The sequence below is a fragment of the Rhodococcus sp. NPDC055024 genome, from assembly GCF_053608585.1.
Genome location: NZ_JBSGVT010000010.1, coordinates 245,393 through 260,223 on the forward strand (window position 1 = coordinate 245,393; position 14,831 = coordinate 260,223).

Genomic DNA, 14,831 nt, shown 5'->3' on the forward strand with positions numbered 1-14,831 from the left:
AGATGTAACGACGACGCTGCCGAAAGTTACTGTGGCGACTCCGCATCCGGGAAGAAGAGTGCCCTCGCCCGGCGAGCGACTTCCTCGGCAGGCACATCCTCGACCTTCGTGCATACTGCCCACCTGTGGCCGAACGGATCGAGAAACACTCCATGCCGGTCGCCCGAGAACGTATCGGCCACAGCCGTGACCAGCGTGCCTCCCTCGGCGACGGCCCGAGCGACAAACTCGTCCGTGTCCTCGGTGTAGACGACGATCGACGAATGCACCCAGCCGTCCTGCGGTGATTTGAGACCGAAGTCCGGCATCTCCTGCGAAAGCTGCAGCATCGAATCGCCGATCCGGATCTCCGCATGCATGAGTGAGCCGTCAGGTGCGTTCATCGCATCGACTATCTCAGCTCCAAGTCCTCGCTTGTAGTAGTCGAGTGCGGCATGGCCGTCCGGCACCGCAAGGTAGGGAGTGATCGTGCGGTAACCGGCGGGGATTGGGTTCACTGTGTTCATGTGTACGAGTGTTGGCGATCGCACACGTGTTCTATTGAACATTTCGGACTTCCTCCGCGCCTTCGTCTCGCACACGCGCCTATCCTGGAACGGTGCCTACCGACAACAGCCGCCTCGACGCCCTTCCCGAGCTCCTGGCCGGCCGTCGCCTGGCAGTTCTCACGGGCGCCGGCATCTCCACCGACTCCGGAATCCCGGATTACCGCGGACCCGATTCACCCCCGCGCAACCCGATGACGTTCCAGCAGTTCATCGGCGATCCGGCGTTTCGGCGACACTACTGGGCGCGCAACCACATCGGGTGGCGATACATGGACAGCTCCCGCCCCAACCAGGGCCACCGGGCCGTCGCAGCACTCGAGCGAACTGGGCGAGCAGTCGGCGTGATCACCCAGAACGTCGACCTCCTGCACACCAAGGCCGGCGCGCGAAACGTCATCGACCTCCACGGCACCTACGCGCAGGTTCGATGCCTGAGCTGCCAGCGGCTGATCTCCCGCACCACTCTCGCGGAGAGACTGGAAGAAGCCAATCCCGGATTCGCCGAAACGGTCGCTGCTGCAACAGGAGTCGAGATCGCACCCGACGCAGATGCCGTGATCGAATCCACCGCACACTTTCGCGTCGTGGATTGCGCCGTGTGCGGTGGGCTGCTCAAACCAGACATCGTCTACTTCGGCGAATCCGTCCCCAAGGAACGCGTGGCCCGGGCGTACAGCCTTGTCGACCAATCCGACGCACTGTTGGTAGCCGGGTCGTCGTTGACCGTGATGTCCGGCCTACGTTTCGTCCGGCATGCCGCCAAGACCGGGAAGCCGATCGCCATCGTCAATCGTGGCACGACTCGCGGCGACGAATTCGCCGACCTCAAGCTCGAAGCCGGTTGCGCTGAAGCACTTTCCGCTCTGGTCGAGCACGACAGTTACAGCGCCACCAAGTCGTCCGCGTGAACCACGGGACGCTGCATGTCGGCCGGTAGATCGGTGGTGGAGCGCCCCAGGATCTCCTCGATCTCCGTAGCGTCGAATGCGACGACACCCCGGGCGACGGGCTTCTCCCCCGGCCCCATCAGGGACACGACGTCGCCGGCGTGGAAGTCACCGGATACACCGACAATGCCCGCGGACAGCAGGCTTCGACGCTTGGACACGACCGCGCGAACGGCGCCTTCGTCGAGGTGGAGGTCACCCGATGTGTCAGCGGCGTGACGAACCCAGAATCGGCGGGCCGACAATCGCGTCGGCCGGGGCGCAAATGCCGTTCCGACATCGGCACCACTGAGTGCCTGCGCAGCGTCCGATGCCGCCGCGAGCAGAACCGGCACGCCGGAATCAGCGGCCAGGCGTGCTGCTGAGAGCTTCGACGCCATGCCTCCGGTACCGAGGGCGCCACCCGAACCGGCAACCACACCGTCGAGATCCTCGGGACTGTTGACCTCGGGAATCAGTGTGGCATCGCCCTTTCGGGGATCACCGTCGTACAGTCCGTCCACATCCGACAACAGGATCAACGCGTCGGCGCCGACGAGATGAGCAACCAGTGCAGCCAGCCGATCGTTGTCACCGAATCGAAGTTCGGTGGTGGCGACAGTGTCGTTCTCGTTCACGATCGCCACCGCGTGCAATGCCCGTAGACGATCGAGTGTCCGTTGGGCGTTGCGGTGCTGCGTCCGTCGAGCGATGTCGTCCGCCGTGAGTAGAACCTGCCCGACGGTACGCCCGTAACGGGCGAACGACGTACCCCAGGCGTGAGCCAGAGCCAACTGACCGACGCTGGCCGCAGCCTGCTTGGTCGCGAGATCCCGCGGTCGCTTGGTCAGTCCCAGCGGCGCCAGTCCGGCGCCGACGGCACCGGACGAGACGACGACGACATCGGAACCCGCACGCATGCGAGCCTCGATGGCATCGGCCAACAGATCGAGTCGGTGAGTATCGAGTCCCGCCACCAAACTGGTGAGCGCAGACGACCCGATCTTCACGACGATACTGTGAGCCGACGCTATCGACTCCCTGGTGGACCCGAGCACAGTCCCGTTCCCTCTCTTCGGTTTTCGTCCTGAAATCGCGTGGGTCAGGCGTCTTCGTCGAGCAAGCCGCGGCGGACACGACGCGCGTGCTTGCGCTCGTCGGCGCCGATGCGCTCCACCTGATCGAGACGCGGATCGGTTCCACGGCCCGTGCGGGTCAGATCGATACCGGCCGGCGTCATCGGCTCCCACTCGAAGCTCACGTCACCGATGGTGACGGAAGCTCCTGGCTGAGCGCCCTTCTTGACCAATGCGTCCTCGACACCCAATCGAGCAAGACGGTCGGCGAGGTAGCCCACCGCTTCGTCGTTGTCGAAGGCGGTCTGACGAATCCACCGCTCCGGGCGGGTGCCGCGGACTACGAACCCACCGGGAATATCGGGATCCTTCTCGATGGTGAAGCTGGAATCCTTGACCTTGACCGGGCGAATGACCTGGCGCTTCGGCTCGGGCTTCGGATGCGCTTCGCGGTAGTCGCGGACCATCTTCGCAAGCGCGAATGTCAACGGTCGCAATCCTTCTCGGCTCACCGCCGAGATGGTGAAGACCGGCCATCCGCGAGCTTCGATCTCAGGCGTGACCATTTCGGCCAATTCGGCGGCCTCGGGAACGTCGGTCTTGTTGAGGATGACGACGCGCGGGCGCTTGTCGAGGTCACCGAGTCCCGAATCGCCGGAGAGCGCAGGCGTGTACGCAGCCAACTCTGCTTCCAAGGCGTCGATGTCGGAGATCGGGTCACGTCCCGGATCGAGGGTGGCGCAGTCGATCACGTGCGCCAATACGGCGCAGCGTTCGATGTGGCGCAGGAAGTCCAGGCCCAAACCGCGGCCTTCGCTGGCACCGGGGATCAGACCGGGCACGTCGGCGACGGTGAAGGTGGTGTCACCGCTCGAGACGACGCCGAGGTTGGGGACCAGAGTGGTGAAGGGGTAGTCGGCGATCTTCGGCTTGGCCGCAGAGAGAACGGACACAAGCGAAGACTTACCGGCGGAGGGGAATCCGAGCAGACCGACGTCGGCTACCGACTTGAGTTCAAGAACCAGGTCACGTTCGACACCGTCCTCACCGAGGAGTGCGAAGCCGGGAGCCTTGCGGGCCTTCGACGCCAGCGCTGCGTTACCGAGTCCGCCGCGGCCGCCCTGAGCAGCGTCGAAGCGCGAACCGACACCCACGAGGTCGGCAAGCACGTTGCCGTCGGCATCGAGAACCACAGTTCCATCCGGAACCTTGAGGATGAGGTCTTCACCGTTCGCACCCTCGCGGTTGCTGCCGGCGCCCTGCTTGCCGTTGGTCGCCTTCGCGTTGGGATGGAAGTGAAAGTCGAGGAGGGTGTGGATGTTCTCGTCGACCACGAGGATGACGTCGCCACCGCGACCTCCGTTGGCACCGTCCGGACCGCCGAGCGGTTTGAACTTCTCGCGGTGTACGGAGGCGCAACCATTGCCGCCTTTTCCAGCGCTGACGTGCAGCACAACACGGTCAATGAATCGGGACATGACTGCCGGATCCTTCCTCAGTCAATTGCGGGTCTCACGCGATGAGCTGAACTTCTGGTGAGCAGGGTTGCTCGAGGTAAACAGGTACTGCTTAAACAAACGATAGGGGCGGACCGGGTTATTTCAACCCTGGTCCGCCCCTATCGGGAGCTTGGAACGCGTCACTCTCTTACCGAAAGCAGAACCGGCTTACCGAAGTAGAACCGATGACGCACAACTAGCGAGAAAGACTAGACCTCAGCCGCAACGACGGCCGGAACGATGTTCACGGTCTTGCGTCCACGCTTCTGGCCGAACTCGACTGCACCGGCAGCGAGAGCGAACAGGGTGTCGTCGCCGCCACGGCCGACGTTGACGCCGGGGTGGAAGTGCGTGCCGCGCTGGCGAACCAGGATTTCGCCTGCGCTGACCGACTGGCCGCCGAAGCGCTTCACGCCGAGGCGCTGGGCGTTTGAATCGCGACCGTTACGGGAGCTGGATGCACCCTTCTTATGTGCCATGCTATTGACCCTCCTCGGGTGAAATTAGCTAGAAAGAACTGGTTACTTGATGCCCGTGACCTTGAGCACCGTGATCGGCTGCCTGTGGCCCTGACGCTTGTGGTAACCGGTCTTGTTCTTGAACTTGTGGATGCGGATCTTCGGGCCCTTGGTGTGCTCGACGATCTCACTGGTGACTGCGACCTTGGCCAGCTTGGCCACGTCGGTGGTCAGGTCGGATCCGTCGACCACGAGAACGGGAGCAAGCGAGACAGCAGTGCCGGGCTCACCCTCGATCTTCTCGACCTTGACGAGGTCACCAACAGCGACCTTGTACTGCTTTCCGCCGGTCTTGACGATCGCGTACGTTGCCATCGGAGGGCTACCCCTTGCTTCTTCGAACTTGCTCGCGCTGCTGCCTGAGGCTTCAAATGCATCGCGACTGGTCTGGTTTATGTCACCTCGGCTCGGTACTGACGTACCGGGACATTCACGCGCACTCTAGGCACACGGAATCTCTACCGCCGGGTGGCGACCCTCCAAGGTTACGGGAAAGCAACCGTCAGGGTCAAACCGCCCCGCCGAGGGGTGGTGCTCACTACTCTGTACTGCTTCTACCAGCTGAAACTTCGGATAACGGTTGGATGTCCTCGCTCATCGCCAAGACATCCAACCGACCGAAAGACGGTAGTTCTACTCTCCGTCGACCGGCGGACCCGCGGGACGGGCCGCTGCACGCCTGCGACGGGGCCGCTTGACGACGACAACTTCTTCCTCAGCCGGAACTTCGGTAGCCGGAGCCGGAACGTTTTCCACGACCGCTTCCGCCACGGGTTCCGGAGTCGGAATCACGAAGACCGTGCCCACCTCGGGAGATGCTTCGGCAACCGGTGCCGACGCTGCCCGCGACGCCCGGCGACTACGCCGACGACCTCGCGGAGCTGCTTCCTGCTCGTTACCCACTGCGGGAGTTGCTTCCCGCTCGTTACCCACTGCGGGAGTTGCTTCTTCCGAAGCAGAGTCCACAGCAGGAACGTCAGGGCGCTCAGTAACAGCAGGAGTATCACTCGGCCGATCCTGTTGCCGATCGGCACTTTTGGATGCATCATCCCCCGAAGACGTACCGGCGGAATCAGACTCGATCGAGTCGGTCGCGACGGTCTCGTCGTCGTTGTGATGCGAGGCCATCGCCAATGCCACCGGATGAGCCCGCTTGACCGTCGCGTCGACGGCCGGAACCTCCGGCGCCGGAGCTTCCTGTCCGTTGGACTCGGTCGAAGCCGACTTGTCTCCGCGGCCACGCTTGTTCTTGCGCGAGGTACCGGATTCACTGCGCTGCGAGCCCGAACGCGATCCGCCGTCGTCCGAGGACTTCACCTCGACGGGCTCGGAGTGCACGATGATGCCGCGGCCGTGGCAGTGCTCACAGGTAGTCGAGAAGGCCTCGACCAATCCGGTGCCCAACTTCTTGCGCGTCATCTGCACGAGTCCGAGTGACGTGACCTCCGACACCTGATGGCGCGTGCGATCGCGACCCAGGCATTCGGTGAGTCGACGCAGGACCAGGTCCCGGTTCGATTCGAGGACCATGTCGATGAAGTCGACGACGATCATTCCGCCGATGTCCCGCAGGCGCATCTGGCGAACGATCTCCTCGGCAGCTTCGAGGTTGTTACGCGTGACGGTCTCTTCGAGGTTTCCGCCGGCTCCGGTGAACTTGCCGGTGTTGACGTCGACGACGGTCATGGCCTCGGTGCGGTCGATCACCAGGGTGCCACCGGACGGCAGCCACACCTTGCGATCGAGTGCCTTTGCCAACTGCTCGTCGATACGGCGAGCCGCGAAGACGTCGATTCCGTTGTTCGGCGTGTACTTCTCGAGCCGAGGAAGCAGGTCGGGAGCGACGGAGTTGATGTAGTTCTCGACCGTCGTGTGCGCCTTCTCGCCCTCGATGACCAGCTTGGAGAAGTCCTCGTTGAACAGATCACGAATGACCTTGACCAGCATGTCCGGCTCTTCGTACAGCGCCTGCGGGTTGCCCGACTTGCCGGCGTCCGCAGCGGCGGCCTGCTCCTCGATGCCGGCCCACTGCGCCTGCAGACGAGTCACGTCGCGCGCCAACTCTTCTTCGCTGACACCCTCGGACGCCGTGCGAATGATCACTCCGGCGTCGGCGGGAACGATGTCGCGCAGGATTTCCTTGAGACGCTTGCGCTCGGTGTCCGGGAGCTTGCGGCTGATACCAGTGGACGTGCCGCCGGGCACGTAGACGAGGAAACGACCGGCAAGCGAAATCTGTGTGGTCAGTCGCGCACCCTTGTGACCGACCGGATCCTTGCTGACCTGAACGAGCACCTGATCGCCAGGCTTGAGAGCCTGCTCGATCTTGCGCGAGTTACCACCGAGACCGGCTGCCTCCCAGTTGACCTCACCGGCGTAGAGCACGCCGTTGCGGCCACGCCCGATGTCGATGAACGCAGCTTCCATGCTGGGGAGCACGTTCTGGACGCGTCCGAGGTAGACGTTGCCGACCATCGACGCGGAAGCCGAGTTGGTGACGAAGTGCTCGACCAGGACGCCGTCTTCGAGGACTGCTACCTGTGTAGTCGCGTGCGGCTGACCGCTGTCCGCTCGATCGCGCACAACCATGACGCGGTCGACGGCTTCACGACGGGCAAGGAATTCCGACTCGGTCAGAATCGGCGGGCGACGACGGCCGGCGTCACGACCGTCGCGGCGACGCTGACGCTTCGCTTCCAGACGCGTCGAGCCACTGATGCCCTGGACCTCGTCCTTGACGCGGGTCTTGTTGCGCGGTTCGCGCTCGTGAACGACGGTGTTCGGCGGATCGTCCTCGGACGTCGCAGTCGCGTCGGTGGCGGCATCGGTGCCGGTCTTACGACGGCGACGGCGACGGCGGCGACGGCTCGATCCGTCAGCATCGAGGTCGGAATCGTCGGCGTTCTCGGATTCCGCATCCGCGTCGGACTCGGTCTTGTTTCCGGATTCTCCGCCGGAAGCATCTTCGGTTTGCTTTTCGACCGACTCGGGGGCAGTTTCCTGCTCCACTTCGGTGGTCGTCTCCGACTCTTCGTCCGAGCCTTGATCACTACCCTGCTCGCCGCCCTGTTCGCCACCCTGTTCTCCGCGGCCACGGCCACGTCCACGGCGTCCACGACGACGGCGACGCGGCTGATCGTCGTCCTCGTCCTCGGACTCGGCGATCTCACCCTCGGTTTGCGGGGCGGTCACAGCCGGCTCTTCGACGGCTGGAACTACAACCGGCGAGACCTCGGGTGCGACTGTTTCGGTTTCCGCAGTTGCCTGCTTCTCTTCGACGACTGCTGGTGCAGCAGGCTCACGGCGGGCGCGACGGCGACGCGGGGCCACCTCGGCTGCCTCGAGATCCGGCTGCAGGAACAGCGGAACCTGCGGCGCGGCGGGAGCCACCTCGGGCTGATGGGTCTGCGGCGCCTCGAACGAGGTGAACAGATCGGACTGCTCGGCTTCCTTGCTCTGCAGCGCAGCAGCGGCGTCGAGTCCAGCGCTGATCTCGGCGACAGCCGGATCCACCGCTTCTTCTGCTGCCGGTTCTTCGACAACTACTGCCTTTTTACGGGTTCGACGAGCCCTCACCGGCTTCTCGGCTGGAATCTCCGCAGCAGGCTGCTCGGCCGGAGTTTTCGCAGCAGGCACTTCGACAACCGGGTCGATGAGGGTGTCGAGCTCAGCGACGACAGGCTCGATGGCCTCGGCCGCGGAGGTCAACGAAGCGTGAATCCGCTGAGCGATGTCACGTTGGAGACTCGACTGCGCACTGCGCAATTCGGTACCGAGCGCTGCAGCTTCGGCAAGGACCTGCTTGCTGGTGACACCGAGCAGCTTCGCCAGCGCGTGTACGCGCATCTTGTCGGGGAATTCCGGGGTGGTGCTGGAATCTGATTCGGTTGGGGATTGATCGGCCACGTAAGTCTCCTCAGCCCCCGGGCGCGTCCAACCCAGAAGTCGAGTTGTCACGCGGCCACGCGGGAGCGTGCTGTGTGTACTCGCACCCAGAAGTGAGTACGAGATTGTAAGGTCTCGCTCCGCATGGTCCGCAGTGCCCGTTATTCACTGCGAGCACATGAAGTGCCTGGCTGGATGGCCGTTGTCCTGTGCGCGAGCGCCTGATCATCCAGCGTGCAGAGGTCCAGGGATTTCCTGTTGACCTGGAGCAGCGATGAAAGGGCATCGAACCTAGGTGTCATCCGGTTGAACGTGCGTAAAACAAATTGCGGTTCAACTGAAAGCAGTATCCCACACCAACGCGCCTGCAACTGCAAAGGGCGCACCGATGTGGGATACGTGCCGAGAATTCGCTGTGGAGATGTGGGCCGAAGGCCCGGATAGAAGATTCAGATGGACGACAGCGCGGGGAACCACAGAGCGATTTCACGCTCTGCCGACTCCACGGAGTCACTGCCGTGAACGAGGTTCTGCTGCGCTTCGAGCCCGAAGTCACCGCGGATCGTGCCCGGAAGAGCCTTGTCGACCGGGTCGGTTCCGCCGGCCAACTGACGGAAAGCAGCGATGGCGCGGGGGCCTTCGAGCACTGCGGCCACCAGCGGACCGGAGGTGATGAACTCCAACAAGCTCGGGTAGAACGGGCGCTCGGCGTGCTCTGCGTAGTGGCTACCAGCCACCTCTTCGGAAGCTACGCGGAGCTCGAGTGCTGCAATTGTCAGGCCTTTGCGCTCGATACGGCTGAGGATTTCTCCTACGTATCCACGGGCAACGGCGTCGGGCTTGATCAGTACGAGGGTGCGCTCAGTCACAGCGGACAGCCTAAATGGTCAGTCCCGCTGGCCGGGAAGCAGGCCCTTGTCCATCCGGCGCTTGATGTCTCTCTGCAGGTAGACGAGGTATCCCCAGACGATCCCGAAGGTGATGGCCACACCCACGATCGACGGGTGGACGAAGAAACCGAACAGAAGAATCACCTGCAGTGCGACGTTGAACCCCATCGCCCACGGCTTTCCCTGGACTCCGGCTCCCAGAATCATCAGTACCGCCAAGCCGATGATGAATCCGGCCGAGAGCGCGGTGAGGCCACCGCCGACGACCGCAACGACCGGCAATGCCAGCAGCACGACTATCGCCTCGAGGATCAGAGTTCCGGCCATCACTCCGCGGAAACTCTTCCACGGGTCCTTGGTCGGAGGCCCGAACTCACCGGCAGTTTCGCCGGACTCGGGATTGGATTCTGACGGGGTGCTCACGCGGGGTCCTTTCCGAACAGCGTGCGGGCGGCGCCTGCGGTCACGACGGATCCCGTCACCACGACACCTGCCCCTGATACGGCTTCACCGGGTTCGGCGACCTGCTCGGCGATTTCGATCGCGACTTCCAAGGCGTCGGCAAGCACCGGTGCGACGACGACGCGCTCGTCGCCGAACTTTGCGACGGCAATGTTGGCCAGTTCCTCGACGTCCATCGCCCGGGGTGATCCGTTGTGGGTGACGACGATCTCGTCGAAGACGGATTCGAATGCGGTCAAGATTGCGTCGACGTCCTTGTCCGCCATGACGCTGACCACTCCCACGAGCTTGCGGAAGTCGAACTCCGCGGCCAGGGCGGCCGCGAGGGCGCGGGCACCGTCGGGATTGTGGGCGGCGTCGAGAAATACGGTCGGCGCACTCCGAACACGTTCGAGGCGACCAGGATTGACGATCGAGGCGAAACCGTTGCGGATTGCATCCTGATCGAGTTGTCGATCCGGACCGGCACCGAAGAACGCTTCGACAGCCGCGAGCGCGAGAGCCGCATTGCGTGCCTGATGCTCGCCGTGCAGCGGGAGGAAGATGTCGGTGTACACACCGCTCAAACCCTGGAGTTCGAGCTGCTGTCCGCCCACCGCGATCTGGCGAGCAAGCACCTTGAACTCCGAGCCCTCGCGAGCTACCGCAGCTTCGACCTCGACTGCTCGCCGCAGCAGTACCTCCATGACTTCGGGAGTCTGCTCGGCGATGATCGCGACGGTGTCCACCGGAACCAGGTCCTCGCGGCCCTTCTTGATGATTCCGGCCTTCTCCTCCGCGATCCCGGCCAGGTCGGTACCCAGATACTCGGCGTGATCGAGACTGATCGGGGTGATCACCGCGACCTGTCCGTCGATCACGTTGGTGGCGTCCCAGCGTCCGCCGAGGCCGACCTCGACCACGGCGACGTCGACCGGTGCCTCAGCGAATGCCGCATAGGCCATCGCGGTGAGCACTTCGAACTTGCTCATCGCCGGTCCCCCGGCTTCCTTGGACTGTGCGTCGATCATCTGCACGTACGGCTCGATCTCGCGGAACGTGTCCACGTAGAGCCGCGGTGAGATCGGATGACCGTCGATGCTGATCCGCTCGGTCGCGATCTGCAGATGAGGGCTGGTGGTTCGGCCGGTACGACGATGCAGAGCGCTCATCAACGAGTCGATCATGCGCGTCACCGACGTCTTGCCGTTGGTCCCTGTCACGTGCACCGATGGATAGTTGTGCTGCGGCGAGCCCAGCACGTCCATCAGCGCCTCGATGCGGGTCAGTGACGGCTCGATCTTGGTCTCGGGCCAACGCTTGTCGAGTTCGGCCTCGACCAGCGCCAGCTCGGCGATGTCGACCGGAGTCGGAACCGAACTCTGAGCGTCGAACTGGGACGGCTCGTACGAACTCACTTGTCGGCCAACTCCTTCAGACGTCCTGTGATGCGCTCGATCTCTTCGACGGCGATCTGGCGACGGTTCTTGATCTTGTCGACGACGGCGTCGGGTGCCTTCGCCAAGAAGGCCTCGTTCGCAAGCTTGTTGTCGGCGGTGACGAGTTCCTTCTGCGCTGCCGCGAGGTCCTTTTCGAGCCGCTTCTTCTCGGCACCGAGGTCGATGGTGCCCGAGGTGTCGATGTCGACCGTGACGGTGCCCTGGCTCAGACGCACCTCGACGGAGATCGATGCGGTGAATCCCTCTTCGGGTTCGGTCAGCTTGGCCAGCGCTGCCACGTAGGCGAACTGGCCGTCCATGCCGGCCTCCGAGAGCCCGGACGCACGCGCCGGGACCTTTTGGGAAGGCTTGAGCCCCTGATCGTTTCGGAAACGTCGCACCTCGGTGATCAGTTTCTGGGTGTCTTCGATCCGGGTGGCGGCCGCAGCGTCGACTGCGACGCCGGACAGCGTCGGCCAGTCGGCGACGACGACGGATTCGCCTCCGGTGAGCACCTTCCAGAGGGTTTCGGTCACGAACGGGATGACCGGGTGCAGGAGGCGGAGCAGTGCATCGAGAACGTTGCCGAGCACTGCGCGGGTGTTCGCGGCGACGGCCTCGTCGTCGGCGAACTGCACCTTGGCGAGTTCGAGGTACCAGTCGCAGACCTCGTCCCACGCGAAGTGGAACAGGCCTTCGCATGCCTTGCTGAACTCGTAGCGATCGAAAGCGGCATCCGCCTCGGCCTGGACCATGTCGAGACGGTCGAGGATCCAGCGGTCGGCGTCGGTCAGTTCGCTTCGAGCGGGCAGCGGCGCCGGAGCGGCGCCGTTCATCAGCGCGAACTTGGTCGCGTTGAACAACTTGGTCGCGAAGTTGCGTGAGGACTGCGCCGAATCCTCACCGACGGACAGGTCACTGCCCGGGTTGGCCCCGCGTGCGAGTGTGAATCGCAGGGCGTCGGCGCCGAAACGATCCACCCAGTCGAGTGGGTCGATACCGTTGCCGCGAGACTTCGACATCTTCTTGCCGAACTGATCGCGAACCAGTCCGTGCAGGAACACGTCCTTGAACGGCATCTGCGCGCCCGACTTACCCGGACCGGCGGTGATCGACTCGTCCTCGGACACATACGTGCCGAACATCATCATGCGGGCGACCCAGAAGAACAGGATGTCGTAGCCGGTGACGAGAACGCTGGTGGGATAGAACTTTTCGAGTTCGGGGGTCTTGTCGGGCCAACCCATCGTCGAGAAGGGCCACAGTCCGGAGGAGAACCAGGTGTCGAGGACGTCGGGATCCTGGACCCAGCCTTCCGGTGCCGCTTCGTCTGGACCGAAGCACGCAACTTCGCCCTCGGGGCCATACCAGACCGGGATGCGGTGTCCCCACCAGAGCTGACGGGAAATGCACCAGTCGTGCATGTTGTCGACCCAGTCGAACCAGCGTGGTTCCTGACTTGCCGGGTGAATGACGGTGTCGCCGTTGCGAACCGCGTCGCCGGCGGCCTTGGCCAGGGTTTCGACCTTGACCCACCACTGCAGCGACAGGCGCGGCTCGATAGCTTCACCACTGCGCTCGGAGTGTCCGACGCTGTGCAGGTACGGGCGCTTCTCGGCCACGACGCGTCCCTGCTCGGCGAGGGCTTCGCGAACCTTGACGCGAGCCTCGAAGCGGTCCATACCGTCGAATTCGGTTCCCGTGTCGGCAATCTTGCCGGTCTTGTCCATGATGGTGGGCATCGGCAGGTTGTGCCGCAGGCCCATCTCGAAGTCGTTGGGATCGTGAGCCGGCGTGATCTTCACTGCGCCGGTTCCGAACTCGGGATCGACGTAGTCGTCCGCGATGATCGGGATCTGACGCCCGGTGAACGGATGATCGAGAGTTGTGCCGATGAGGTGCTTGTAGCGCTCGTCTTCGGGATGGACAGCCACTGCTGTATCACCGAGCATCGTCTCGACACGGGTGGTCGCGACGATGACGTGCGGCTCGTTGTCGTCGAGCGAGCCGTAGCGAAGGGAGACCAGCTCACCCTCGACGTCCTCGAACTTCACCTCGATGTCGGAGATCGCGGTCTGCAACACCGGCGACCAGTTCACGAGACGCTCGGCGCGGTAGATCAGGCCCTCGTCGAACATGCGCTTGAAGACGGTCTGGACGGCGCGCGAGAGGCCCTCGTCCATCGTGAAACGATCGCGGCTCCAGTCGACGCCGTCACCGATGCGCCGCATCTGGCCACCGATGGTTCCGCCGGATTCGCGCTTCCAGTCCCAGACCTTGTCGATGAACAGCTCGCGGCCGAAATCTTCCTTGGTCTTGCCGTCGGCAGCGAGTTGCTTCTCGACGACGGACTGCGTGGCGATACCGGCGTGGTCCATGCCCGGCAGCCACAGAACCTCGTAGCCCTGCATCCGCTTGCGGCGGCTGAGCACGTCCATGAGTGTGTGATCGAGAGCATGACCCATGTGCAGGCTGCCGGTGACGTTCGGAGGCGGCAGCACGATGGAGTAGCCGGGCTTGTCGCTGGTCGCGTCGGCCTGGAAGTACCCGGCGTCTACCCAGCCTCGATACAGATCGGCCTCTACTGCGCTGGGGTCCCAGCTCTTGGGTAGGGCGTCGGCGGGGGTCTGGGGGTTCTCTGGAGCTGCACTGGTCACCACTTGATCCTAATGACTCCCCCGTCGTGAACGAATTCGCCCGTCAGGCGTCGCGGTGGCCACGAACGACGGTCCCCGCAGTCCGGGGGTCAGCCGAACAAACGATATTCACCGATCCGCTCCGCTGACAGGATCGCTCTGAAGGACGACCGACCAACGACCTGTGGAGCAAATATGTTGAACAACTGGAGTTCTCGCCGTCCCGGCGTTCGAACCTTGGCGGCTGCCGCGACGATCGGAGCGGCGGTTGCCCTGGTGCTTCCGGCGACTGCGTCCGCTGCACCCGGCATCGAAGGAAGCGTGCAGGGCAGCGTCGACAGTGGCAGCGCCACGATCAACGGGAGCATCGGCGACCTGGGGAACGACATCGCGAACGGCATCGCCAGCGGCAGCGTGGGCGACATCGTCGGCGGAATCGCCACGGGGAACGTGAACGACATCATCGGCGGCCTGTCCGCGGGATCGACCAGCGCTACGGACATCGTCAACGGCCTGGCCAGCGGCAATGTCAGGGACATTCTCAGTGGGCTGGCCAGCGGCAGTGGCGGCGGTGGATCGTTTGCACCGACGCAGCGGTGTGACGCCTCGACGGTCTCCGGCGGCGCAGGAATCACCAGCACCAAGCACGAGCTCGGCCGCGGCGGCCCGACGTCGTTCGTTCTCGGCTATGAGACCGAGGACATCCCGGATCTGATCGAGGTGTACTACGAAGGACGATTGATCCACAGCACCGGATACGTCGGCGACGACATCAACGAGGGAACCGGTTCGGCGGTCGTCAACGTGCCCGCCGGCGGGGCCTCGTCCGTCCTGGTTCGTGTTACCGGCCCCGACCACACCGAGTGGGCGTACACCGTTCGCTGCCCTGGCGCCTGATTCCGGTCCGGATCCGCGCGAAGAAGAGCGTGCCTCGTTCGGCCGTTGCGGCCGAACGAGGGACGCGCCGGTAAGC

At 63.9% G+C, this 14,831-nt stretch carries 12 protein-coding genes; 2 read left to right on the forward strand and 10 right to left on the reverse strand.

Annotated features, from left to right (window positions below):
• Window positions 1-26 precede the first annotated feature (26 nt).
• Entirely contained in the window at window positions 27-548 is a 522-nt protein-coding gene (locus ACWF6P_RS21780; protein ID WP_452622416.1) for a VOC family protein, read from the reverse strand.
• Window positions 549-598: 50 nt separating this feature from the next.
• On the opposite strand from ACWF6P_RS21780, the gene ACWF6P_RS21785 reads away from it, so the two are divergent.
• Window positions 599-1,456: an NAD-dependent protein deacetylase gene (locus ACWF6P_RS21785; protein WP_378546729.1), complete on the forward strand. Its 858-nt coding sequence runs from the start codon at window positions 599-601 to the stop codon at window positions 1,454-1,456.
• Here ACWF6P_RS21785 and proB read toward each other — a convergent pair.
• The 9 genes from proB to ACWF6P_RS21830 all read right to left on the reverse strand — a co-directional run bounded on the left by proB (window position 1,429) and on the right by ACWF6P_RS21830 (window position 13,879).
• On the reverse strand, window positions 1,429-2,532 hold the full coding sequence (gene proB, locus ACWF6P_RS21790; RefSeq protein WP_378637398.1) for a glutamate 5-kinase: 1,104 nt from the start codon (window positions 2,530-2,532) through the stop codon (window positions 1,429-1,431). The two genes, ACWF6P_RS21785 and proB, sit on opposite strands and share 28 nt — an antisense overlap.
• Before the next feature lie 44 nt (window positions 2,533-2,576).
• Window positions 2,577-4,028, reverse strand: a complete 1,452-nt coding sequence (obgE, locus tag ACWF6P_RS21795) for a GTPase ObgE (RefSeq protein ID WP_378447859.1) — start codon at window positions 4,026-4,028, stop codon at window positions 2,577-2,579.
• A 230-nt stretch (window positions 4,029-4,258) separates the two neighbouring features.
• Window positions 4,259-4,528, reverse strand: coding sequence for a 50S ribosomal protein L27 (gene rpmA / locus ACWF6P_RS21800; protein WP_003944532.1), 270 nt, complete (start codon window positions 4,526-4,528; stop codon window positions 4,259-4,261).
• A gap of 42 nt (window positions 4,529-4,570) precedes the next feature.
• Complete coding sequence (gene rplU / locus ACWF6P_RS21805) at window positions 4,571-4,882, reverse strand: 50S ribosomal protein L21 (protein ID WP_452622417.1); 312 nt, start codon at window positions 4,880-4,882, stop codon at window positions 4,571-4,573.
• 318 nt (window positions 4,883-5,200) lie between these two features.
• A complete protein-coding gene (locus ACWF6P_RS21810; RefSeq protein ID WP_452622418.1) occupies window positions 5,201-8,473 on the reverse strand; it encodes a translation initiation factor IF-2 N-terminal domain-containing protein in 3,273 nt (1,090 codons plus the stop codon).
• A gap of 428 nt (window positions 8,474-8,901) precedes the next feature.
• A complete protein-coding gene (ndk, locus tag ACWF6P_RS21815) occupies window positions 8,902-9,321 on the reverse strand; it encodes a nucleoside-diphosphate kinase (protein ID WP_019749070.1) in 420 nt (139 codons plus the stop codon).
• 18 nt (window positions 9,322-9,339) lie between these two features.
• A complete protein-coding gene (locus ACWF6P_RS21820) occupies window positions 9,340-9,765 on the reverse strand; it encodes a DUF4233 domain-containing protein (protein WP_378538057.1) in 426 nt (141 codons plus the stop codon).
• A complete protein-coding gene (folC, locus tag ACWF6P_RS21825; RefSeq protein ID WP_378538054.1) occupies window positions 9,762-11,201 on the reverse strand; it encodes a bifunctional tetrahydrofolate synthase/dihydrofolate synthase in 1,440 nt (479 codons plus the stop codon). The genes ACWF6P_RS21820 and folC overlap by 4 nt, the downstream gene beginning before the upstream one ends.
• Complete coding sequence (locus ACWF6P_RS21830; RefSeq protein WP_452622419.1) at window positions 11,198-13,879, reverse strand: valine--tRNA ligase; 2,682 nt, start codon at window positions 13,877-13,879, stop codon at window positions 11,198-11,200. The genes folC and ACWF6P_RS21830 overlap by 4 nt, the downstream gene beginning before the upstream one ends.
• 174 nt (window positions 13,880-14,053) lie before the next feature.
• Between ACWF6P_RS21830 and ACWF6P_RS21835 the strand changes: the two genes are divergently transcribed.
• Window positions 14,054-14,755 (forward strand): hypothetical protein, encoded by a 702-nt coding sequence (locus ACWF6P_RS21835; protein ID WP_452622420.1) that lies wholly within the window; start codon window positions 14,054-14,056, stop codon window positions 14,753-14,755.
• Window positions 14,756-14,831 lie beyond the last annotated feature (76 nt).

Bases quoted from the DNA above. Each gene is read 5' to 3' on its own strand.
- rplU (WP_452622417.1), bottom strand. From the start codon at position 4,882: ATGGCAACGTACGCGATCGTCAAGACCGGCGGAAAGCAGTACAAGGTC.
- rpmA (WP_003944532.1), bottom strand. From the start codon at position 4,528: ATGGCACATAAGAAGGGTGCATCCAGCTCCCGTAACGGTCGCGATTCA.
- obgE (WP_378447859.1), bottom strand. From the start codon at position 4,028: ATGTCCCGATTCATTGACCGTGTTGTGCTGCACGTCAGCGCTGGAAAA.
- ACWF6P_RS21780 (WP_452622416.1), bottom strand. From the start codon at position 548: ATGTTCAATAGAACACGTGTGCGATCGCCAACACTCGTACACATGAAC.
- ACWF6P_RS21835 (WP_452622420.1), top strand. From the start codon at position 14,054: ATGTTGAACAACTGGAGTTCTCGCCGTCCCGGCGTTCGAACCTTGGCG.